Annotated in this window: 21 protein-coding genes and 2 tRNA genes; 9 read left to right on the top strand and 14 right to left on the bottom strand. The window is 46.5% G+C overall.

The annotated features are described in order from the left end of the window. Positions 1 to 39: 39 nt before the first annotated feature. From QUA23_RS20745 to QUA23_RS20735, 3 genes are all read left to right on the top strand, one after another. Complete coding sequence (locus tag QUA23_RS20745; protein WP_333077695.1) at positions 40 to 504, top strand: hypothetical protein; 465 nt, start codon at positions 40 to 42, stop codon at positions 502 to 504. A 185-nt stretch (positions 505 to 689) separates the two neighbouring features. Continuing rightward, positions 690 to 1,967 carry a S8 family serine peptidase gene (locus QUA23_RS20740; protein ID WP_333077694.1) on the top strand — a complete coding sequence of 426 codons (1,278 nt, stop codon included), beginning with the start codon at positions 690 to 692 and terminating at the stop codon, positions 1,965 to 1,967. Between the two features lie 99 nt (positions 1,968 to 2,066). Further along, positions 2,067 to 2,294 carry a hypothetical protein gene (locus QUA23_RS20735; RefSeq protein WP_333077692.1) on the top strand — a complete coding sequence of 76 codons (228 nt, stop codon included), beginning with the start codon at positions 2,067 to 2,069 and terminating at the stop codon, positions 2,292 to 2,294. A gap of 1 nt (position 2,295) precedes the next feature. Here QUA23_RS20735 and sfsA read toward each other — a convergent pair whose 3' ends face one another. Then, positions 2,296 to 3,033 carry a DNA/RNA nuclease SfsA gene (gene sfsA / locus QUA23_RS20730; RefSeq protein ID WP_333077691.1) on the bottom strand — a complete coding sequence of 246 codons (738 nt, stop codon included), beginning with the start codon at positions 3,031 to 3,033 and terminating at the stop codon, positions 2,296 to 2,298. A gap of 442 nt (positions 3,034 to 3,475) precedes the next feature. Between sfsA and murJ the strand changes: the two genes are divergently transcribed. Then, positions 3,476 to 5,089 carry a murein biosynthesis integral membrane protein MurJ gene (murJ, locus tag QUA23_RS20725; protein ID WP_333077690.1) on the top strand — a complete coding sequence of 538 codons (1,614 nt, stop codon included), beginning with the start codon at positions 3,476 to 3,478 and terminating at the stop codon, positions 5,087 to 5,089. A gap of 80 nt (positions 5,090 to 5,169) precedes the next feature. Here the strand turns inward: murJ and QUA23_RS20720 are convergent, their stop codons facing one another. The 4 genes from QUA23_RS20720 to moaC all read right to left on the bottom strand — a co-directional run bounded on the left by QUA23_RS20720 (position 5,170) and on the right by moaC (position 7,880). After that, on the bottom strand, positions 5,170 to 6,111 hold the full coding sequence (locus QUA23_RS20720) for a phytanoyl-CoA dioxygenase family protein (RefSeq protein ID WP_333077689.1): 942 nt from the start codon (positions 6,109 to 6,111) through the stop codon (positions 5,170 to 5,172). Positions 6,112 to 6,645: 534 nt separating this feature from the next. Next, entirely contained in the window at positions 6,646 to 6,948 is a 303-nt protein-coding gene (locus QUA23_RS20715) for a DUF3181 family protein (RefSeq protein WP_190742051.1), read from the bottom strand. Positions 6,949 to 7,012: 64 nt separating this feature from the next. Continuing rightward, entirely contained in the window at positions 7,013 to 7,270 is a 258-nt protein-coding gene (locus tag QUA23_RS20710; protein WP_333077686.1) for a 2TM domain-containing protein, read from the bottom strand. Positions 7,271 to 7,358: 88 nt separating this feature from the next. After that, the gene (moaC, locus tag QUA23_RS20705; protein ID WP_333077685.1) at positions 7,359 to 7,880 is read right to left on the bottom strand and encodes a cyclic pyranopterin monophosphate synthase MoaC; all 522 of its coding nucleotides are present in this window, start codon (positions 7,878 to 7,880) and stop codon (positions 7,359 to 7,361) included. Between the two features lie 78 nt (positions 7,881 to 7,958). Here moaC and QUA23_RS20700 point away from each other — a divergent pair. Beyond that, positions 7,959 to 8,032: transfer RNA gene (locus QUA23_RS20700), tRNA-Arg, on the top strand. Between the two features lie 223 nt (positions 8,033 to 8,255). Here QUA23_RS20700 and QUA23_RS20695 read toward each other — a convergent pair. The 3 genes from QUA23_RS20695 to QUA23_RS20685 form a co-directional block, all read right to left on the bottom strand. Then, on the bottom strand, positions 8,256 to 9,500 hold the full coding sequence (locus QUA23_RS20695) for an MFS transporter (RefSeq protein WP_333077684.1): 1,245 nt from the start codon (positions 9,498 to 9,500) through the stop codon (positions 8,256 to 8,258). Positions 9,501 to 9,633: 133 nt separating this feature from the next. Next, the gene (locus tag QUA23_RS20690) at positions 9,634 to 10,821 is read right to left on the bottom strand and encodes a glycosyltransferase family 4 protein (RefSeq protein WP_333077683.1); all 1,188 of its coding nucleotides are present in this window, start codon (positions 10,819 to 10,821) and stop codon (positions 9,634 to 9,636) included. Between the two features lie 250 nt (positions 10,822 to 11,071). After that, a complete protein-coding gene (locus tag QUA23_RS20685) occupies positions 11,072 to 12,796 on the bottom strand; it encodes a DUF2079 domain-containing protein (RefSeq protein ID WP_333401130.1) in 1,725 nt (574 codons plus the stop codon). A 53-nt stretch (positions 12,797 to 12,849) separates the two neighbouring features. Between QUA23_RS20685 and QUA23_RS20680 the strand changes: the two genes are divergently transcribed. Next, complete coding sequence (locus QUA23_RS20680; protein ID WP_333077679.1) at positions 12,850 to 14,088, top strand: histidine kinase; 1,239 nt, start codon at positions 12,850 to 12,852, stop codon at positions 14,086 to 14,088. Positions 14,089 to 14,142: 54 nt separating this feature from the next. Here QUA23_RS20680 and mutT read toward each other — a convergent pair whose 3' ends face one another. The 6 genes from mutT to ald all read right to left on the bottom strand — a co-directional run bounded on the left by mutT (position 14,143) and on the right by ald (position 19,029). Then, positions 14,143 to 14,547, bottom strand: a complete 405-nt coding sequence (mutT, locus tag QUA23_RS20675) for an 8-oxo-dGTP diphosphatase MutT (RefSeq protein ID WP_333077677.1) — start codon at positions 14,545 to 14,547, stop codon at positions 14,143 to 14,145. Positions 14,548 to 14,714: 167 nt separating this feature from the next. Further along, positions 14,715 to 15,056, bottom strand: a complete 342-nt coding sequence (locus QUA23_RS20670) for a DUF760 domain-containing protein (protein WP_190733183.1) — start codon at positions 15,054 to 15,056, stop codon at positions 14,715 to 14,717. A gap of 221 nt (positions 15,057 to 15,277) precedes the next feature. Continuing rightward, on the bottom strand, positions 15,278 to 16,237 hold the full coding sequence (locus QUA23_RS20665) for an RNA polymerase sigma factor, RpoD/SigA family (RefSeq protein ID WP_190661889.1): 960 nt from the start codon (positions 16,235 to 16,237) through the stop codon (positions 15,278 to 15,280). A 510-nt stretch (positions 16,238 to 16,747) separates the two neighbouring features. Beyond that, positions 16,748 to 17,524: an RNA methyltransferase gene (locus QUA23_RS20660; RefSeq protein ID WP_333077675.1), complete on the bottom strand. Its 777-nt coding sequence runs from the start codon at positions 17,522 to 17,524 to the stop codon at positions 16,748 to 16,750. Between the two features lie 73 nt (positions 17,525 to 17,597). Then, positions 17,598 to 17,679: transfer RNA gene (locus QUA23_RS20655), tRNA-Leu, on the bottom strand. Positions 17,680 to 17,940: 261 nt separating this feature from the next. Next, positions 17,941 to 19,029 (bottom strand): alanine dehydrogenase, encoded by a 1,089-nt coding sequence (gene ald, locus QUA23_RS20650; protein WP_333077673.1) that lies wholly within the window; start codon positions 19,027 to 19,029, stop codon positions 17,941 to 17,943. A 312-nt stretch (positions 19,030 to 19,341) separates the two neighbouring features. Between ald and QUA23_RS20645 the strand changes: the two genes are divergently transcribed. The 3 genes from QUA23_RS20645 to QUA23_RS20635 all read left to right on the top strand — a co-directional run bounded on the left by QUA23_RS20645 (position 19,342) and on the right by QUA23_RS20635 (position 23,095). Next, positions 19,342 to 20,880, top strand: a complete 1,539-nt coding sequence (locus QUA23_RS20645; RefSeq protein WP_333077672.1) for a DEAD/DEAH box helicase family protein — start codon at positions 19,342 to 19,344, stop codon at positions 20,878 to 20,880. A 99-nt stretch (positions 20,881 to 20,979) separates the two neighbouring features. Then, on the top strand, positions 20,980 to 22,197 hold the full coding sequence (locus tag QUA23_RS20640) for a DUF790 family protein (protein ID WP_333077671.1): 1,218 nt from the start codon (positions 20,980 to 20,982) through the stop codon (positions 22,195 to 22,197). 178 nt (positions 22,198 to 22,375) lie between these two features. Then, positions 22,376 to 23,095, top strand: a complete 720-nt coding sequence (locus QUA23_RS20635) for a DUF2786 domain-containing protein (protein WP_333077670.1) — start codon at positions 22,376 to 22,378, stop codon at positions 23,093 to 23,095. Positions 23,096 to 23,153: the final 58 nt, after the last annotated feature.

Here is a 23,153-nt window from a genome sequence, read left to right as displayed (position 1 = left end):
ACTGCGGAATGTGGGTTCCCCACACTGGAGAAGAAGACCATGCAACGGGCTTATTCACTCACAACATATCTAGAAAGGATAATTGGCTTGGGTTTTTTAATGTTTTTGGTGACTTTGCTTGGATGTTCGGTCACAGCTTTAGGAGACAAAAAGATGCAAGTAGAAGTGGATATGTTTAGTGGCAGACCCAACCCACATTGGGAATTGACAGTGGAAGAATCTCAGCAGTTTACACAACGGCTTCAATCATTGTCTACACATCAAGGACAAGGATCTATTAATGAAGGATTGGGGTATCGTGGTTTGATTGTCCGAGAAAGTGGTGAAGAGGTAGAGGGCGATCGGGAAATTGTGATTTCTAATGGATTGATCGTGGCTAGAGGCAATGGTAAATCCCAACAATTTACCGATAAAAACCGTACTTTAGAAAAATGGCTAATCCAGACAGGAGAAGGACGGTTAGATGACGAACTTTACCATCAAATTAGCAAATTAGCCGAGTAAACAGCACAGGACTTACGCACAAAGTGTATCTGTAGGGCGCAGCACACCGCACCTTACCCCACAAATAATGTAAAAATTGCTCTTTTGCGTAAGTCCTAAATAAGTCGAATCAGCATCAAAAAAAGTAGAGATTCATGTCAGAAAAACTGTCATGGATTTCTAATAACACTCAATAAGAGGTATTTATGTCTGAACAACCTAGTTTTCCCATCCCAGAAACTGCCCAAGCTGATGAAACAACAGGGCGTTACATTATTACTTTCCGCGATGATGCGGTGATAGAAGGGTTAGATCTTCTGAACGACCAAACTGGCATCAGAGGACTGGCAAATGCTGCCGATTTCCCGGACTCTGCTCTAGACTTGAGCCAAATTGAAGCAGCAGGGGGAGCGGTGTTTCCTACTCTCGGCGTGGCCGTCGTCTCGTTAGACGAAGGGGGTTTCAGCAGCATCATGACCTCAGCGGGAGAGGATTCGGCTATTCTGGCGATCGAACCGGAGCGCACTTTCTACGCGATTGGCGATGGGTTATCGGCAGACTATTTGCGGGGTTATCGCGATGCGGTGAATAACCTGTACGACAAAGCCACTACTACAGAAGCAGCAGAAATCGAGAAACAAGAATGTTTTTCCGATGATAGCGAGTCTACTTGGGGTTTGAAGGCAACGAAGGTGATGAACTCTCTGTTGACTGGTAGTGGAATGAAAGTTGCTGTGCTGGATACGGGGATGGATCTCCAACATCCCGACTTCGCAGGTCGATCGATCGTATCGCAGTCCTTCGTACCAGGGGAGGACGTACAAGATGGCAACCGTCATGGCACGCACTGCATCGGGACAGCCTGCGGGTTCAAGGATCTTAACGGCCGCAGGTACGGGATCGCTTACGAATCGACCATTTATGTCGGTAAAGTGTTGAGTAATGCCGGTAGTGGCGCTAGTGGCTGGATTCTGGCTGGGATGGAATGGGCGATCGCCAATGGGTGTCAAGTGATCTCGATGTCATTAGGAAACACCAATCCAAAGCCCTCTACGGCCTACGAAACTGTCGGTCGTCGGGCACTACAAAATGGGTGTCTGATCGTGGCGGCCGCCGGCAACCACGGACCAACCAAAACCGTTGGACAACCAGCGAATAGTCCCTCGATTATGGCTGTTGCAGCCGTCGATAACTGCGTCCAAGTGCCTGACTTCTCGGCTACCTCTGACCTAATTCAAGGAACTAAAGTCGATATCGCCGCTCCAGGAGTAAAAGTATACTCATCAGTGCCTATGAATAAAGGGCGTTATGCTGCTTACAATGGCACTAGCATGGCTACACCGCACGTAGCTGGCATCGCGGCCCTGTATGCCGAATCGACTGGTAAACGAGGTGCTGAACTTTGGCAATTGCTGACTTCCTATGCTATGGCGCTACCGTTGCCAAATACTCGTGTCGGAAGCGGCTTAGTAGAAGCTCCGTAATGCAGAATACCCAAATCCCCGCAGCACTTTAAGCCTGCGGGGATCTAACAGAAGACAATTTACAATAGCGCAATGGATGTACTCCAAAGGATGCTAAATATGTCTGACGAACAAGTACAGCGCATCATAGTGGCTGTTGACGACCAAAACATATCGGTAATTCAATCGGTTGTCACTGCCTTAGAATCGGCGGGAATGAAAGTGGATGAGGTGCTGCCTGTGATTGGTATCGTTACTGGAGAAGTTTCTCAGTCGAAGCTAGAAGGAATAAAGAGCGTACCGGGCGTGGCTAGTGTCGAGATCGATCAAGAAATGCAGGCAATTTAAACTAATCATTTAAGGTTAGTAGATCTAGTTTTGCTAACCCCAAATAGCGAATGCCTTCCGGTGTCACATCAAAGCGACAGGGCAAAATCTCTACACCTTCACCGATCGCCTGTCTGAACAATTCTCCGTAAAGGCGATCGGCACTATCCCCCGGAGCAAAATCAGTACAATCCCCGCGATTAATAAAATACAGCATTACAGCCCTCGAACCCTGCCGCACCACTTCTATCAATTCTCTCAAATGTTTCTGTCCCCTCTCCGTCACCGTATCGGGAAATAGAGCCAACTCCTCTTTTACCCAAGTTGTATTTTTCACTTCCAGAAAAATCGGTTTTTCCTCACCAGTTAGCCAAAAATCGACTCTACTTTTTTTATCAGTGCCGTAAACAACCTCCGGTTGAATTAAACTGTAATTGCCCAACTCTGGAAACAATTTCAATTTTAAAGCTAATTTAACTACTCGATTTGGCAGCCCAGTATTAACTCCCACCCAAGTTGGCACAGTGTTGCAAACTTTAATTAATTCCCAAGTATAAGCTAACTTGCGTTTAGGATTGTCGCTGAGAGATACTAGCACTGGATTTCCCGGAATGTAAACACCAGTCATCGGGCCAGTATTCGGACAGTGCGCGGTGATTATTTCTCCCGAATCCAGTTCTATTTCGGCAAAAAATCGCTTGTAACGTTTGATGAGAATTCCGGGTAAAAGAGGAGGATATTTGTAAATTAAGCCAGTCATTCGATTTGAGATTTGAGATTTGAGATTTGAGATTTGAGATTTGAGATTTGAGATTTGAGATTTGAGATTCTAAATTGTAGATTTTATCTATAACCGAATACCTGGCTCCGCACTTTTGAAATAAGTCTGGGAGCTAACACAATCGATCATAAGTTATCAACTATATGTTATTTATCTGCTTTTATCAACTCATTTATTTCATCATTTTTAAATGGTAGATTTTAGATTGTAGATTTTAGATTGACGCATCATAGCACGAAACTGCGGTTTGTAGTTAGGACGAAGAGTCCCGATCGATTATTGAATTTCCGCAAGTCAGTAATATCGATAAAATTGGTATCCGCGCAATTCCCCCTAGAAGTTTTATGAGTTCATGATATGATTCTCCCGATTCGCGATTAAAATAAGTGAATCCTTTTAGCATTAGCGTTTGTAACCATTTGTGTCCCAATTACAGAAGCCCTCTCGTTCCCTCGCAGGGATTGCCGGCATTGTCGCAGTCGCCACTCTAATTAGCAAAGTCTTTGGATTGGTGCGCCAAATTGCGATCGCCGCAGCCTTTGGAGTCGGTGTCGCCGTCGATGCCTACAACTACGCCTACGTCATCCCTGGTTTCTTATTTATTTTGCTCGGAGGGATTAACGGGCCATTTCACAGCGCCATCGTCAGTGTTTTAGCCCGCCGGGATAAAAAAGAAGCAGCACCCTTAGTCGAGACTATCACCACCTTAGTCGGGGGCTTGTTGCTGTTGGTGACGATCGCTTTAATTATTTTTGCCGATCCGCTGATCGATTTGGTAGCACCTGGATTAAATAGAACAGCAGAAGGTTTAGAAATCAAAGCAATTGCCGTCCAGCAATTTCGGATTATGGCGCCGATGGCATTACTTTCAGGCTTGATCGGCATTGGTTTCGGCACTCTCAATGCCGCCGATATGTACTGGTTGCCTTCGATTAGTCCTTTATTTTCCAGCGTTGCACTTGTCGGCGGTTTGGGGATTCTCGCACTGCAACTGGGAGACAAAATTATTCAGCCGGAATACGCACTAATTGGTGGCTTAGTGTTAGCTTGGGGAACTTTAGCGGGCGCAGTTTTGCAGTGGTTGGTGCAACTGGTGGCCCAGTGGCGCGCGGGCCTGGGAACATTGCGTTTGCGGTTTAATTTTAAACGCCCCGGAGTGCAAGAAGTAATTAAGGTGATGGTTCCTGCTACCTTATCATCGGGAATGCTGCAAATTAACGTCTATACTGACCTATTTTTTGCATCCTACATCCCTCAAGCTGCCTCTGCGATGGGTTACAGCGGCTTGTTAGTTATGACTCCTTTAGGCATCATTTCTAATGTAATTTTAGTGCCATTTTTGCCTATATTTTCTCGCCTCACCGAACCCAAAGACTGGCCCGAATTAAAAGATAAAATTCGTCAATCTTTAATTTTGACCGGGATTACGATGCTGCCGCTGAGCGCTTTAATGGTAACACTTGCCGGGCCGATCGTCCGCGTGGTTTACGAACGCTATGCTTTTGATCGGTCAGCATCGCAGTTTGTCACGCCGATATTGATGGCTTACAGTATTGGAATGTTTGTGTATTTGGGACGCGACGTTGTGGTACGGGTATTTTACGCTTTGGGAGACGGAGAAACCCCTTTTCGTGTCAGTATTATCAATATCTTTTTGAACGGACTACTGGATTATTTATTAGTAGGAGCTTTTGGCGCGCCCGGATTAGTTTTGGCGACGGTGGGAGTGAATCTTACTTCGATGGTTATGCTTTTGTACTTATTAGATAAAAAGCTTGGTGGCCTGCCTTGGGGGGAGTGGAGTTTGCCTTTTCTGGGGTTAACTTCTGGCAGTTGTTTAACTGCATTCGTTACCTTGGCTACTCTGCAAGCCTGTCAAAGAGTTTTGGGTACTGAAGGTTTGGTCGTTCAATTAGTGCAGTTGAGTGTCGCAAGTTTTGTAGGGTTAGGAGTTTTTGCCCTGTTTGTCAGTCAGATGAAGTTGCCGGAAGTTGATATGTTTGTCGATCGCATTCGCGGCCGTTTTCGCAAATAAATCGCAAAAGCTAAAACCGGAATTTTACGTGAGAAGTCTCGATAGACAGACAAGACTTCGCGATTTGCGAGGCTTATTGGCTAGGAACCCCACGCCTCGTGAATGTTGCCGTAGTCGTTAATGGCATACTCTATTTGCAGCATCAAGCGCGGTTTCTCAGTTGGCTGCGTTCCCTTGTGAAAGCAAAGGGGATTTTCTGCAAAGCCAAAACCAGCTTTTCCGCAGACATTTACCACATTTTGGGCACCATAACATTCAACAATCTTTTCGTCGTAGATGTCTGCACAGCGCGTGCCTATAAGTTGGTGCAGCCACTTTTTGTGCTTGTGAGTTCCGCGAATGTAAGCGTGCGGCCCGCTGGAGATATCGACATCGGTAAGGTAGAAGAAAAATTTAATGAACCGATAGTCGTCTAAATCGTAGTGAAATACTTGAGCTGCCTCGCGCTGCTGGACATGAGTTCCTGCAACGGGAAAACTCCACGATATTTCACTTCCCATGTGTACTGCTTGGACACCTAGAAATTTAGCTGCAATAGCCAATATGCCGGGGTCTTTTTCCAGTTTCTTGAGAGTTGAAGATAGTTTGCTGTTGCTCATGTAGCTGCAAAGGCGGGAGTTTTTGGGCAAGTTTGCACCGACTTGTTCTGTTCCTTTACAGCGCCAGGGACGCTTCAAATCTCTGTTAATGTAGCAAACCGTAGAACTGGCAAATTCCAAAAGTTCTTGAACTACATCTTCAGGTAGCTGGAGACCCTGATAGCAACTCTCAGTTTCGATAGTTGCAGCGATCGAATTTACATCCAAATTTCCCAAAATCGAAGATTCTTCTCGACTAATTTCACGGGGTTTAGTTGGACTCTTCAACAACATCGCTGCCCAGTCGCGTACAATCTCGAAACGAGCAAACTTTCGCATTAAAAACAGTCGGGGGTCTTGAGTCAGACATTGATAGTTTTTAAGGCAATAGTTGGAAAGCTTAGACCATAATTTTTCCGGAGCTTGAATCAGGGTTGTATTCATTGGTTGCAGTATATTTGGTACAAAATTTGTTTTTGTAGCCTGCACCTCTGATGATTAAATGTTTTCTTGTTTGCAAGAAAATTGAGACAGCTAGGAAATTTAGAATCGCTAACTATTTTAACACAATTACTTTATTGGGTTCATACCAAGCTCGTCTTTTAGTAACTGTTTATTTTGCTTTTAGGGAAAACTTAAATTCTGTTTGATTGAATACAGTTACAAATTATTTTTTGCTGCCATTACTCGCTAATGCCAGAATTGTAGGGTGCTTATGGCGCACCTTAGCACTACTGAAGATTTGACACTCTACTAAGACTTACGCACAGACTCGAATTGTAGGGTGCTTATGGCGCACCTTACAACTACTCTAGGGGGCTTATGGCGCACCTTACCACTACAGATAGTGTCAAAATTAAAAAGTTGCGTCCAGGACTGTCTACATAATAACAAGTCTAAAGAAATTGTAAAAATATACTCACAAAAATAAGGCGGGCATGGCCCACCCTACATACAGACGTTCCGCGCAATTTCCGATTACATCTTCCGCTGAAATTCCTCAAGCACATCCATCAACTGAACTTGACACTGCATCGGAATCAAATCTGCCAGGGGCACTTCCCGCTTGCCGCCGCCCAACTTGACTGGAATTCCTTGCAAAACTTGTCCAACTTTGTCAGCATCTAACTTCCCATCTTCCAGCATCGGGTAAAGTTGTTCAGCAACAACTGTATGCAGGTGGGCATCATTGAGATACAAATGCCACTTAGCAATGTCAATGTAGACATTTTCGCCAATTTCGGCTGCTAAAGATTCGATCGCCTGTGTAGTATTAGCCATATCAAAAAAGCCGAAAGTTATTTGTTATCAATCAAAAGACTTAACAAATCGCCGCCAACTGCCTTCAGCCAGAATCTTTGGTGAGGGGCGAATAATCGGCGATCGCAAAATGGTAAATCGCGTGGGCCAAAACTACTAGAGCCCATCCACCCGTTACCGAAATTGCCCAAGGCCAATCAGCCTTTTGCAAATTGTGAACAAACCACAAACCTGAATTGCTAGCAGAAAAAAGACCGACATGGATAGCAAAATTCATCCGGTCATCTAAGCGGCGGTACTCTGGATCATTGCGATCGGGTTTGCGGGGCCAACGAGGAGGCATAGTTTTTCACTTGATATTAGTAGTTCTGTGCCTATTTTAATCATAAGTGCAGCTTTTTGAATGCTGCATCCCTCTTTCGGTAGGAAACTTATGCCTCTACATTTTCATAGTCTCCAGACTTGCCGCCACTTTTACTCACCAGTCGAATTGACTCAATGGCGATCGACTTTTCCAATCCTTTAGCCATATCGTACAAAGTCAGCGCCGCCACCGAAACCGCCGTCAGCGCCTCCATTTCCACCCCTGTTTCCGCCTTAATTTTCACCGTCGCCCGAATTTGATACCCCGGCAACCCAGCATCCGGCATCACCTGCACCTCCACGCTACTCAGCGGCAGAGGGTGGCACAGAGGAATCAAATGTGCAGTCTGTTTGGCCGCCATAATTCCAGCCAGCCTTGCAGTGCCCAACACATCACCTTTCGGCGCATTCCCCGCTTCAATCGCCGCAAACGTCTCCGGCAACATCCGCACCCGACCAGCAGCCACAGCTTGCCGTACAGTCGGCACCTTCGCTGAAACGTCCACCATTTGGGCTTCCCCGCTGTTGTCGAGGTGAGTTAGCTGTGCCACATCGGGCAATTTAGAAAAAGTTTGGGAAAGGTCTTGCATTATTTTGGTAATGGTGTTAATGTTAGATTCTGTGAGAAAAGAACTTAATCAATTTTAGATTAAATCTGAACTCAACAGGGGCTTGTAGCTTAGTTGGATAGAGTGCATGGCTACGAACCATGAGGTCGGGGGTTCGAATCCCTCCAAGCCCACTACTAAAAGTTATGAATTTTGAGTTTTGAGTTTTGAATTAAGAAATTAATTCAATTCACGACTTAAAACTCATAACTTTTTTAATTTTGTGCGTTTACTAGACCTCTTGCAAAAATATCTAGGACGCTGCTCAAACCCCATCCCACAAAAATCATTTTTTCTGGTGGGGTGGGCTTCTAGCCCGCCCCAAAAATTGATTAAAAGGACTTTGGCAATTCAAGTCTACTGATTCAAAGCATAAATATCTTTGCCTCGACCGATCGCAAATTTCATCGAATTAGATAAGCCCTTGCTAGACTGAGTAATAAAAATCAGCAAAGCCAAGCCAGCGAGGCCAGCCGCAAAACCAAACATATTTCTGTAACCAACTTGTTCAGCAACAAAGCCTAAAGTCGGCCCCGCAACCGCAATTCCCAAATCAAATCCGCCAATACAAAGCGAAAACAAGCGGCCCCTTTCATAAGGTTCGCACCTGTCCGACATCAGCGTTACCATCATCGGCAAAACCGTACCACCCGCGCAACCTTCAACCAAAGCTGCTATTAAAAAAGCACTGCTGTTGTTAGCAAAATACAACAATAACATAGATACGGCATAACAGATTAAGCCGCCAGAAATAAACAAGCCGCGACCGTATTTGTCCGAAGCCCGTCCCGTGAGCAACCGTATACCGAAACTGGCGATAGCCGCCGTCGAATAAAATAATCCTGGATTCAAATTAGTCTTAGTTTCTTGGATAAACAAAGGCATAAAAGTGCTCAAAGTTCCAAATACTAAACCAACCACCAATAACACTAAAGCCGGAATCCGCACTCTAGGATTCCAGAGCATTTGCCAGTATTTTTGGCTATTTTTATCCTCAGATAGCGAGTCCGATTGTGTTAAATCTGAAAAATTAGGTTCCGCAACTTTGCAGGTAAAAAATACAGCCATTGCAGCGAAAGCCGCCGACATCGCAAACAAAGGAGTATAACCAACCCAAGCTTGCACAAATCCGCCAATAGCAGGCCCAACTGCTAAACCAATAGGATTTACCAAGCTCATGTAACCGATTAATTCGCCCCGCTTTCCTGGCGGCGATAAATCTGTTACCAAAGCGCTGTAAGCTGTAGTAAAAGCGGCGATACTAATGCCGTGAAAAATGCGAATAAGTAACAGTAAGGGGATAGATTGAGCTAACAGGTAGCCAAAAGGGGCGATCGCAGCGACTGTCGCGCCTAGCAGCAAAACTTGTTTTCGCCCCCTGCTGTCGGCTATTTTACCCAACGGTGGCCTCGATAGCAAAAGTCCGATCGCAAATGCACCCATCACAAAGCCAATTTGCTGTTTTGTGCCCCCCACAAATTGAACGTACAGCGGCAAAGTTGGCAGCAGCGAAGCCAAACTTGACCAGAATAGCAGCCCTGCGGTGAATAAAGTCAGCAAGCTGCGTCTGGGTTGGGGATCGATGTCCCTAAAAATATTCAAGATGCTAATTCCCTTTAAATCTTCTGAGTGCGATCAAGCTGAGGTCGAGTGTATATATATCATTGTGTTACAATTCCTTAATATTTGCAACAAAAAAACTTGATATTCTACTCACAGTCAACAGTCAGCATTCTTACCAATCAACCTCAGCCCTTTCCTCCACCACCCGTTCATAAACCCACTCGGTTTCTATCGCCAACTTAGGCCAACTAAACCGGCGTTCCAAATCCTGATAAGCATTGTCAACCAACCACTGCGCGTAACCCGGATTTTTCAAAACCTCCAAAATTCCCCAGGCCAAAGAATCCCGATTGTTTGCCTCAGTAACAACGCCAGTTTTAGTGTGCAGCACAACCTCTGGAAGTCCGCCCGCATCCGAAACCACCACAGGCACTCTTGCAGCAAAGCTTTCTAACGCTACAATCCCAAAAGGTTCGTAAAGACTGGGAAAAACCGCGCAGTCAGCCACCGTCTGAAATTTATCAAGATGTTCCTCAAACATGAACCCAGTAAAATAACACTTATTCCAAATTCCTAAATGCCAAGCTAAATGTTTGAGATGGTCTGTATTGCCACCACCAACAATTACAATCTTTGCTTTACCCCCCATTTCCCAAATTACTTTAGGTGCCGCATTTAGAAAAACACCAATGCCTTTTTCATAGCTAATTCTTCCTACATAATAGACAATTTTCTCATCATCAGCAGCAAACCTACGGCGGAAATCCATTGCATCAAATTCGTGCCACTTGGGCTTTTTATCGGGTCTAATTCCGTTGTAAATTACCTCTATTTTGTTCCACGGAGTCGATAGTACCCGTTCGGCTTCTCGCCGCATATAATCACTGCAAACAATTACCCGCCAAGCATTGTAAGCGAGGTCGTTTTCCTTGGCGTTTATGTAGCGCTGCCCCTCATTGTGAATGCCGTTGAAGCGCCCGTATTCGGTGGCGTGGATGGTAGCAATTAGCGGTACTTTAAAGGTATGCTTGAGGGCGATCGCCGCATCTCCCACTAACCAATCGTGAGCGTGGATGATATCAAAGGGGCCTTCCTCAAGCATCAGTTTGCCGCCTTGGTGGCCCATGCTTTGGTTGAGATTCGCCACCCAGTGAAAAAAATCCCTGGCGTGCCCCACCAACACCCGATGCACCCGTATTCCTTCCACCACTTCGTACATCGGCGCGTGGCCGAACTCTACTGTAATTAAGTGTATTTCGTGACCCAGCTTTACCAATTCAGGATACAGTTCCGATACGTGGCGGGCGATACCGCCTACGATTCTGGGAGGAAACTCCCATGCCAATACCAAAATTTTCATCTTTCTTCCTCCAAATAATTTATATAACTTAATGTTTAGGATTAACTGATTTATTGTAAAATGATCGGCCTCAAATTTGAGTCGATCGTAAGTTGATGCCCAATGCCTGACTTTTGGCAGCAACAAAGACAGAAAATCATGCCTAAACGTGGTTTTTGCATGAAATTGCTCGATCGCCATTACCTGAAAAAAACAGGTTTCCTCAAGATTTGAGCCACTGAAGGAAGCAATGGCGATCGCGCCTACCCGCTTACCGTTTCTTCAAAATCGGCTCCAATTCGCCGCGAAAACGGGTCCAAGCAGCAGCAGATGCAGAATTAGAAACAGCACCCTGACGCATCAAAATCGCGCCGTCTTCAAAGCCAACAATGCCGTAATCTCCCGATTTGGACATTCGATCGATCGCTGGTACGATCTCCCGCAACTGTCCCCGTTCCGCGCGAAACGCAACCTGATACTGCTGCAACTGCCAGAGATCGGCAATTACATATTGCATCTTCACGGCCTTCCCCGCATCATTGCGGAGTTCAAACATCGGAAACCTAAGAATTTCCCGCCTGCTTGACAAAATCGGCACAATAGTATTCGTCGCTGCCACGCTAGCATCAGCAGGAATTTGAGCCAATAGCGGCCGCACTTGCAAAACGTGCTGCCATTGTCTGACGAGAGGAACCTGCACCCAAGGATCGATCGCATCGGGCAAAATCCAAGAAAAAGTCCGATTTGGGTTAGAAGTGAAGGTAAAAAATAACGACAAACAGATGCAAAACGCCCAAAAGCGGCGAAACTTTGAAGACGAAGGCAGAGGAAATAAAGCAGAAGGAAAACGCAAAAACATTCTTTCCTCTCTCACCATTCTATCTTCTTCCTTTTGACGCTGGGCCCACCACAGAATTGCCCCATAAAAAAGCCCTGGAACCACAGTCATCGCATAGCGAATATTAATTGCCAGCACCGACTCTCCTTTCGCTAAAAATAGCTTCAGCAGCGGAAATCCAGCTATCATCCAAGATGCAGGCGCGAAAGCAGGAACCAAAGCTAATGGCAACCACTGGCCAAGCAGGTATCTAATCTTACCAAAAAACGGCGTAAATAACTGAGCCACCAACCGCCAGGGATTGCTCACCATTCCCCAAATAATTTCTAGAGTAGAAGCTTCATCTCCATCGGCATATTGACCGAAGCGCTCCATCATAAACCGCTGGGATATATCAGCAGAAAACAAAGGCATAATCAGATTAGTCAGGAGGATCATATAACCAAAACTGAGTATGCAGACGGCTAAACCAGTCCGAGGGTAGCGCCGACTCAAAATCAGGTAAACTCCAACGCCAAATAAAACAACTCCCCCATCTTCTCGCACGGCCAAAATTAAAGTTGCCAGAATCCCAAACAAGGGCCACCAGCGCTTCTCCATAGCCAGCAGCAAGCTAAAGACATACAGCGGCATTTGACAAATATCGTGAAAATTACCCAAAGTCGGGCCGATGACCGCGTTAGCGCAGTAATAGCTCACAACAATTGTCGCCGACAGCCTTGGTTCCAGATAGTGTCTGGCGAGAGCATAGAGCACTCCTCCAGCCGCCGTAATTAAAGTCACCTGCAACACAGTCAAAGTGACGGGCGAGGGAAACAGCGAGTAAATTGGCAGCCACAGCATCAGCGCCGGCGTGAAATGCTGCCCCAACCGGTAGTAAGATACGGACGGGAGCTGATTTTGGTGAACCACATTAGTGGACAAAGCCGAAGAGAGGGAACTCTCAAACAAGTGACCCCGAGTGCCGTTCCAAAAAAGTTGGTTGAAAATGCCTTGGTCGTAAGTAGCGTAAAAGCTGTAGTAGCGGTGCAGCGTCAGCAACAGGCACAGCACAAAAAAGGCGGCCGCCACTTGAACCACCACCCGCAGCGACTCATTTTTCTTCCATCTCAAAAATATCATCTGCCCGCCTGTAATGAAATTATCGGACAATAGCATAAATCTAAAGTAAGTATTAAATTAAAGTAGAAGTGAAATAACTCGGCTCGGCAATGCTCAATTATTTTCACCCGATCGAAAAGCTCAACAGCGTCCATCCCACACCCGGCACCAGCGGCACTGACTGTTCTCCCGAACAGTCGGTCAATTCCGCACCGCTTTTACAGCTTTTGCTGTTTGTAGACAAGCGTTCCTCTTCCCGAGAACAGACCAGACACATCCGCAAGTCCCTAAAGGATTTGAAAGCAGGCTGCGACTTTGAGCTTCAAATCATCGACGTAGGAGAACAGCCCGATTTAGCCGAACACTTTAAACTTGTAGCCACTCCCTCGCTGCTCAAAATTCATCCAGACCCCCGACAAACTCTCGCCGGCAGCAATTTAATCGCCCAACTCGAACACTGGTGGCCCCGCTGGAAGCGTTCTGTAGAGGAATACGCAGCTCAGCAGCAGTCAGCCCCAGCACTTGCTGAAAGCCTGACTAACCCAAAACCACTCTATTCCGTTGCTTGCGCCGCCGAACTTGTGCAGCTTTCTGATGAAGTTTTTCGCCTCAAACAGGAAAAAGAACACCTGCAAGAGCAGTTGCAGTTGAAAGACCGGATTATTGCGATGCTAGCTCACGACTTGCGAAATCCCTTGACGGCTGCATCTTTGGCTTTGGAGACTTTAGAGTCAAGTCAGAAGGTGAAAGAGGGGGAAAAGTCGCGTTTGACACCGAGTCTGGCGGCTCATTTAATGAAACAAGCCCGCCGCCAAATCCAAATTGTCGATCGGATGATTACAGATATCCTGCAAGCAGCCCGGGGTACAAACGCTCAACTCCACATTGAACCAAAAAGAATCGAACTGGGGGAGATTTGTCAAGATGTAATCTTGCAGTTTCAAGACAAATTTCAGGCGAAAAGTCTGAACTTAGAAACAGACATTCCTGCAGATTTGCCCTTGGTTTATGCCGATCCCGATCGCATCAAACAAGTCATGGTCAACCTGCTTGACAACGCCAGCAAGTACACCCCAGACCGAGGAACTGTTAATCTTTCAATTCTCCACCGCACCGCTTACAAAGTTCAAGTCAGCATTTGCAACAGCGGCCCGGGAATTCCTGAAGAAGATTGCGCGAGCATTTTTGAAGACAGCTTTCGCTTGCAGCGAGATAAATCAACAGACGGTTACGGCATTGGACTGTCTCTGTGTCAAGGCATCATCCGCGCCCACTACGGTCAAATTTGGGTAGATTCTATACCCGATAGAGGCAGTTGTTTTCACTTTACTCTGCCCGTCCAAAAATAAAAGTTAGCTGTCATTTGTCAGTTGAAAAGTAGCAACCGAATTTTATATTACAGCTCAACTTTTCCGCAGTGCAGTAATAATCTGTGCGTTTGCCTTGGGAAAAGTAAATTGGTCAATTTCGTCCAGTGTCACCCAGCGAATTTCATCGCATTCAATCGTTTGCGGTTCACCGCTGACGTGGCGGCAGTGGTGCACGTATAGTCTAACTGTAAATTTAGTGTAGTCGTGGTCAATTGTAATCAAGCGATCGCCAACTTCTACGACCATCCCCAACTCCTCCATAATTTCCCGTTTTATGCAAGCTTCGATTGTTTCCCCAGGCTCTATTTTACCGCCAGGAAACTCCCAGAAACCCCCGTGCAGTCCATGTTGTCGGCGCTTGTCAATCAAAATTTGTTGGCGATCGTTCCAGATTGCAGCAACGCCGATAACTTTGTGGGTCAAAGGAGGAAGAGACATATTAATTGGGAATTGGGTATTGGGAATTGGGTATTGGGAATTTAAGAATAATATCAATAATTATTCAATTATTTAATCTAAAATCTAAAATCTAAAATCTAAAATATTAAGCCCCCATCTTGCGAGGGGGGGCTTGACACTTGGAGCACTTAAATGTTAAAAATCTACTAATCGTCCGAGCCGTGTCTCTCACTGGCTTGTAGGGACTTTTCAAAAGTCATTCGCTGTTCGGCATTTTTGAGAAAATAACCGCTAATCATAGCCGAGGCGAGCAATCTACCCAAATGTTCGCGACTGGTAGTCACTGTCACCCCGAAGTGTTCCGAAGGCAAATTCCCCAAAAGTCCAACAATATTTCGCTCCATTACTTGAAACACTTCGTGAGAAGTCGGCTTAGACAACTGAGAAACTGTGTCGGGAGCCATTGACTGCACGTACTGCCATAATAAGTTGGTATTTTCTCCGTCTTCTTCAAAGAATTCTGGGGATTTATTAGATGAGTTGCTCACGAGTACCTCCGTTTCAGATACAGCTTGTTATGTTAGACGCGGGCGGTTAAATTAAATAACCCTTATCTGATCGCTGCTGATCTTTATTACTAAGTAATTACTAATGTAGCAGGACATTCATAGCAACCAAGTGGGCACAACCGAATTAAAAGCGGCGGTTTTTACGATTTTAGATTGGGGATTGCAAGTGGGGGGAACCAGATCGCCAATCCCCAATCTAGCTAGCTGGCTAGATAATCGTTGATATCTTGCTTGCGCTTGCGGAGTTTGGTCAAAGCTTCCCGTTCTATTTGCCGCACTCGTTCCCGACTGATGTTGAGACGATCGCCTATTTTTGCCAAAGTTAGGGTTTGTCCGTCTTCTAAACCGAACCGCAAGGCGAGCACTTCTCGCTGTTGCTGAGTCAGTTCCGCCATTAGGTGGTCTAAGTCAGTCCGCAGGGAAGATTGCAGGGCAAAATCTTCTGGCGTAGTACCCGTATCTTCCAACAAATCGCCCAACTCTGTATCTTGATTGTCTCCCACGCGCAAGTCCAGGGAAAGTGGCAGGCGCGCGCGATCGAGATATTCGCGAATCTGTTTGGGAGTCAATTCGAGCTCTGATGCCAATTCAGCAGCCGTGGCCGCGCGACCAAGCTGTTGAGCAAGTTGGCGCTGAGCCTTTTTAATTTTGTTGAGCTTTTCGGTAATGTGGATCGGCAAGCGGATGGTGCGGCCTTTTTCAGCGATCGCCCGAGTAATTGCCTGACGAATCCACCAATAAGCATAAGTAGAAAATCTGTAGCCCTTAGTCGGGTCAAATTTTTCTACTCCCCGCTGCATCCCGATCGTGCCTTCCTGAATTAGATCCAGTAAATCTACGTTGCGCTTGATATATTTCTTGGCAACAGACACTACCAGGCGGAGATTCGCTTCCACCATTTGGCGCTTTGCCCTTTCCCCGTGTTCGATCGTCCGCTGCAACTGTGCCTCAGACAGCCCAACTGCCTGTGCCCATTCAGCCGCCGTCGGGTCGCGGCCTAACTCTTCGGCTAAAATATTTTTCTCCTGATGCAGTGCGGTTGAGCGCTGTACCTGTTTCCCGTAGAGTATTTCTTGCTCATGGGTCAACAAGGGAACGCGGCCGATTTCCCGCAAGTAAGCGCGAACAGAATCTGTATCTGAGGACTTAAGAGTTTTCATGAGCTTTTCCCGCTGAGGATCTGTGCCTCTAAAGGTTTGCGGTAGTCGCAAACCCCTAGCTTTAGCTGGGAAGGAAAGCGGGCGGGGACTTGCGCTTTCCTTCCATTTAAAGAGGCTTAATTTTATGGTAGCTAGCTACTACTCCCAGTCAGCACCGTCTCAGGTTAGGTTTTGGTTGGGGCGTGCACAATACTACGTTATGTTAAGAATCTTAACATTTGTGAGAGCACTTGGCTACACTTCTTCATATTTATTTCATGCAAGCCTGGACTGTTGGTACGAGAGTACCCGCTTTCCTAGCTTTCAAGTTTGCATCAATATAAACAAAATCCGCCACATCTCAGAGGAGGAGATAGGGAGATGGGCAGATGGGGAGGGACCACTGTTGGCAAAGCGCCAGTGAAAAATACCAAGTGAAAAATATAATTTAAAGGCCCGGCAGCTTTTCAATACCCTGAATATGAAGTTACAGATATCGCTCAACCCGCCCCAACAGATAATGATTAATGACTAATGACTTCTTTGCCTTTGAGCTTCGTACAAGATCAGGGCTGCGGCGATCGACACATTTAAAGATTCTACGCCACGACTCAGGGGAATTTGGATTTGTCGATCGGCCAAACTCCTCAATTCTTCCGACAAACCAGATCCTTCGTTGCCCAAAACTATCAGAGTCGGCACTCGCAAATCTACTTCCCAATAACTTAAACTGGCCCCGGCGACGGTTGCTAAAATTTGCATTCCTCGATTTTTATAGGCCGAGACTTCGGCGGTTAAATCTGGACTGACTGCCATTGGCAGCTTAAACCAAGCTCCTGCCGAGGCGCGCAGCACTTTGGGATGGTCTAAATCGGCGCTGTCTGCGCTCAGCAGCAAACCGTCGGCATTAGCAGCCGCAGCCGTGCGGACGATCGCCCCCAAGTTGCCGGGATCTTGGATTGTTTCTAGGGCTATTCCTAAAGTTGACAATTTTGCGGGCTCTGTTGCGGTGCGGGGTGCGGTGGCGACAATGCCGTCGGGTTGGACTGTAGTGGCGATCGACTCTAACACTTTTGCACTTACTAATTCTGTGCGATCGGCTAAATTACCAACTTGCTCCCAAAGTTCCCCGTGCCGATCCTGCCATTCGGGAGTGCAGCAAACCGTTGCTAGCGGGTATTTGGCAGCGCAAGCTTCCTCCAGCAAGTGCGTCCCTTCGAGTAAAAATAATTGTTGTTCCCTGCGTCCCTTCGAGCTGTGCAGCTTGCGGATTTCTTTAACTAGGGGGTTTTGAATACTTGTCAGCATTGTTTTATTCAGCAGAGCGAATGGGGTTATTGCCTTTACCGGGTTAACCCCAAACTTCCTTCTGCCTTTGGAATGCGGAACCCGGGACTTGAACCCGGAAGGCTTGCACCACATGAACCTGAATCATGCGCGTCTACCAATTCCGCCAGTTCCGCATCGGTCACGAATTACTACTCTGCCATACCTCCGCGAATCTGTCAAGTGTTTTGGGGAATTTTTTTTTCTTGACTGCGAGTAATATTTGGCACCAATTACTGTTCGGGTTGAGAAATGCTGTAGTATCGAGGATTTACTGTTAGCCAAACATCGCAAAACGCTGTGTAGTTGAGTAGGGTGCGTCAGATCGCGTCCCGTTAATAATAATCCACAAGCTTTGATTTGACGCACCCTACCGAATTTGCCGAAAAAATGGGCATCTAATCGGCCAAATCTGCGAAAACCTCGCGCACAGCCGGATGCACCAATCGGTGATTCTGCACGTTCAATCCCTTCGCCAAACTCGGATTCATTTCCAAAGCTTTAATCCCGTTATTTGCCAACTGCAAAACATAAGGCAAAGTGCTGTTATTCAAAGCTTGAGTCGCAGTCCAAGGCACAGCACCGGGCATATTTGGCACACCGTAATGCACGACTCCTTCCTCAACATAAGTAGGATTTGTGTGAGAAGTTACCCGCAAAGTTTCGATGCAGCCGCCTTGGTCAACGGCTACGTCAACAATCACAGAACCGAGGTGCATCTTCGCAACAAATGCGCGAGAAACCAGCACCGGAGCTTTTTTGCCCGGAACCAAAACCGCCCCGATTAACAAATCAGCATCGGGAACAACTGCTTCAATTTGCAAAGGACTGCTGTAGAGGTATTCTACTCGGGAACCGAACAGAGTTTCTAAATAGGCTAGGCGATCGACATTTACGTCTAATATCTGCACTCTCGCGCCCATTCCTACAGCAATTCGCGCTGCTTCTGTGCCGACGATGCCGCCGCCCAAAATCACAACTTTACCCGGTCTTACGCCCGGTACGCCACCCAAAAGTACGCCTCTACCACCTTGCTGTCGTTCCAAAAACCGAGCTCCAAACTGCACGGCCAAACGACCTGCAATAATGCTCATCGGCGTCAGCAACGGCAATTTCCTGTCCGGGAGTTCGACTGTTTCATAGGCGATGGCTTGGACTCCGCTATTGATTAAGTGCTCGGTTAAGGTGCGATCGGCTGCCAAGTGCAAATATGTAAACAGCAACTGCTCTTTTTGAATCAGCGGATACTCAGCAGGCAGCGGTTCTTTAACTTTAACAATTAGTTCGCGATTCCAGACATCTGAAGCCTTTAAAACAATTTTAGCCCCTGCTTCAACGTAGTCCTCGTCCGCGAAACCGGCCCCAGCACCAGCATTCGTTTCCACAAAAACTGTGTGGCCTTTGTCCGAACAAGCCCGGACACTTGTGGGGCTAAGCCCGACTCGAAACTCTAAATCCTTGATTTCCTTGGGGACGCCTATTTCCATCTATAACCTCTAATCTCAGGCATACGTAGATCGAATCTAACCTAAAAACCATCCCCAGCGGGACAATACCATTGTAGATTTTAGATTTGGCAATCCGGCAATCGGGCTAGGAGAATATTTGTTTAATTTTTATCCACTGCGATCGCAAGTTCCTAAATTTAGACTTGAATTACATAATTTTTTGATTAATAGATCGACTGCAGATGTAGGGCAGATTAACACAGAGTAACGCAGATAATTTCAAGAAGAGTCAATATATTTGATCGATCGCTTATAATTTAACAGGCTTGCAGTCAGCGGGTCTTAAAACAAATGCCACGGATACCTACTTTAACATTCGATCGCGGAACTCTATTGCTGCACCCGCCGCCCAAAGGAAGAGACTGGGTGGACTTTGCGACATGGGACGATCGCGTGGAAAAATTCCGCATTCGGGCGATTCACTACCGCCCGCTGGTAGAATCCCTCCAAGCCGAGTGCATTCACTTCACCGACGAAGCTAGGGGATACGAACTACTCGAACTCGTACCCAGCGTGGAAATGCAGCCTTACCCACATCAAGAACAGGCCCTAGCAGCTTGGCAGGAAGCAGGAAGCCAAGGAGTAGTCGTCCTCCCCACCGCTTCCGGCAAAACTTATCTGGCACAATTAGCCATGCAAGTCACTGGTCGCAGTACATTAATTGTAGTACCAACTCTCGATTTAATGCACCAGTGGTATGCTAATTTAAAAGCAGCTTTTCCCGACATCGAAATCGGATTGTTGGGCGGAGGTTCGCGGGACAAAACGCCAATTTTAGTGGCAACCTACGACAGTGCAAGTATTCATGCAGAAACTTTGGGCAATAAATACGGTTTGCTGGTTTTTGACGAATGCCACCATTTGCCCACAGACTTTTATCGAGTAATTTCCGAATATGCGATCGCGCCTTTTAAACTCGGACTGACAGCCACACCCGATCGCACAGATGGCCGCCACAGCGATTTACATTTCCTGATCGGCCCGACAGTATTTAGTAAAAGACCCGAAGATTTGGCAGGCGATGCTTTAGCCGACCATAAAATAGTTCAAATCATGGTAAAACTGTCAAAAGAAGAGGGCGATCGCTACGCCGAGTTAATCAACATTCGCAACGACTTCTTAAAACAGTCTAACATCAGAATATCCAGCCTCGAAGGTTGGAAACAGTTTATCATGGCAAGCGCGCGATCGCCCTTGGGACGCCGCGCCATGCTAGCCCACCGCCAAGCCAAAGAAATCGCCCTTTGTACCGAAGGAAAACTGCGAATCTTAGCCCAAATACTAGCAGAACACTCTCCCCAGCGCACCCTAATTTTCACCGGAGACAACGCCACAGTTTACCGAATTTCCCAAGAATTTCTCATCCCCACAATTACCCACCAAACCCCAGTCAAAGAACGCCACGAAATCCTCGATCGCTTTCGCAGCGGGGAATACAAAACCCTCGTCGCCTCCCACGTTCTCAACGAAGGAGTGGACGTTCCCGACGCCAGAATTGCTATCATATTGTCAGGTACGGGCAGCGAACGCGAATACATTCAGCGATTGGGTCGAGTTCTCCGCAAAAGCAGCGATGTAAATAAGTTAGCAATTCTCTACGAAGTAGTCACCGAAGACACCAGCGAAGAAAGAACTTCTCAACGCCGCCGAGGAGGAATGCAGCTTCACAAACCCCAACCACAAACACAAATAGAACCGCCACAGCCAGAATATCAGAAATTAGAAACTGTCAAACCGACACCCATTTACGGAGTCAACCGAGAGACAACCAAAAAAGCAGCAGAATCACCCGCAAAATGGGGAGAAGACAATGATGAAATTCCCTGGTAGCAAGCCTAAACTATTTCTGAACACTCTCTTTCTTTCTCTGCCTTCCCTGCGCGTTCTTCACGCCTTCGCGGTTCGTTAAAAATAAAAAATTATTAACAAATGCTACCCACTGATTTATTAAGTCACCGCCAAAACGGGGAATCAATTATTCCGCTACGCCTCAAGATAGATGCTAAAAACTTAGAAGTAGCTAAGGAAATGATCGACTGCTTCCAAGAGTCGATCGGCAAAACCCAAGGCGAACTCGACGGACGCTTGCTAGAATTAGAAGGCGACAGCCCGGATTATCGGCTGAAACGGGGATTAGCGCACCTGCTGAAAAGCGGTTTCTGCACCTTAGAAGTCATCAGTCCCCTAGAACCCTCAGAGTTGAGACAGCGGGTTTTTGCATTGTCCGCGCGATCGACTCCCAGCCCTCAATCCACCCAATTAACCCTGGAAAAAGTAGCAACTGAGCTCAGCCAAGAGTTAAACAGAGAAGTTTTTCCTGACGAAATCACTACAGGTTTATACGCGGATTTAAACGAAAACAAAATCCTCACAGAGTTTAATCCACCAACACCCGAAAACTTGCTTCACAAATACAATCTTTCTCAAGTTCAAGGCATATTTTACCGAGCGAGTCAAGTCCAATTAACCGCCCACCGCAACGATCCGGGAGAATACAAACTCTTATTTCGCTATCTGAAACTATTTCAATTAATGACTTACATCGAAGGCGATGCAGACCACGGTTTTACACTGACAATAGACGGCCCTACAAGCTTATTCAAACCCAGCACCCGCTACGGCTTAGCCCTGGCGAAAATGCTGCCCGCCCTGCTGCACGTCACCAAATGGAGTATGCACTCGACACTGCACACAAAAGACCCTTTTAGCGGCGTTTTGAAAACAGGTAAATTCACCCTAAATTCCGACTGCGGTTTAGTCAGCCACTATCCCCCTGGCAAGCCTTATGATAGTATGTTAGAAGCAGCATTTGCTGATAGATGGAATTCCACAAAAACCGAGTGGCAACTAGAGCGAGAAGTTGATTTAATTCCGATTCCAGGTAGCGTGATGATTCCCGACTTTCGGTTGGTGCATCCCGACGGGCGAGTGTTTTTATTAGAAATAGTTGGCTATTGGCGGCCGGAGTATTTGCAAAAGAAATTTGCACAAGTACAGAAGTCTGAATGCGATAACTTGATTTTAGCTATTTCCGAACGGCTGAATTTAGAAAAAGCCGGGGTGAATGTAAAAGATGTGCCAGCAAAAGTAGTCTGGTTTAAAGATAAATTGCTGCCCAAATCAGTCCTGGAAGTCCTCGAAGAGTAACCAATCCGCGCATCAGTTGCAAACTTCTTTCTTTCTTTCTCTCTCTCTGCACCCTCTGCGCCCTCTGCGGTTCAAAAAAATCCTTTTCAAAAAACATCGCACATTCCCAGCTATACTAAAATGAGAATATCCCCGAATCCTTGCCACCGCATACTCTCACCCTAAAACCGATTGAAAAATGGCAGACACAAGTATTGTCGAAAGAATCAAAAAGCTGTTAGCCCTAGCCACCTCATCAAATGAAAACGAATCGACTGCAGCAGCCGAAAAAGCTTCCCTTTTACTGGCACAGTACAATCTCAGCCTCGCGGATTTAGGGCCAAGTCACCAAGAAGAGATTGAGGAAGACTCAGTTGAAACAACATCGAAATTTGTCACTTGGAAAATGATGCTGCTTTCGGGAATTGCGGACGCTAACGGTTGCAATGCCATGCGAAATACTTATAATGGCAGTATGTTTTTGGTGGGAACTTCTACAAACCTGATTGTTTGCAAACACCTGTACGAGTATTTGAGTTCGGCGATTGAAAAAAGGGCTAAATACCGCAAAGGAAACGGCAGGGGGTTGGCGTATCTGAATGCTTTTCGGGTGGGATGCGCGACGAGGTTGAGACAAAGATTGTTGGAACAAAAACAGGAGATGGAAAAGTCGGGGATTCCGGGTTCGGGGGATGCGGCGGCTACTCCAGGGATTGTAGTGCGATCGATGTTTGAGAAAAATCAACAGGCGATCGCCGATTATCTAGAGGGCCGAGGGGTTAAAATTAGAACGAGAACAGATTCTCAAGTCAGCAGTGAGGCGGGTTTTAATTCTGGGTATGAAGTGGGCGACAAAATTAGTTTGCACAAGCAAGTGCAGCCGCAAGGGGATATGAAACAACTTAATGAATGTCTTTGAGTAGGGTGTGCGATCGTGAAAATCAGCTTCCTAGGTTAGAATTAAAAACAGAAACTAA

The organism is Microcoleus sp. Pol1C5 (assembly GCF_036701115.1).
Lineage (GTDB): Bacteria > Cyanobacteriota > Cyanobacteriia > Cyanobacteriales > Microcoleaceae > Microcoleus.
Note: the sequence above shows the minus strand (reverse complement) of the source record. Positions and strands in the feature narration are given on the sequence as shown.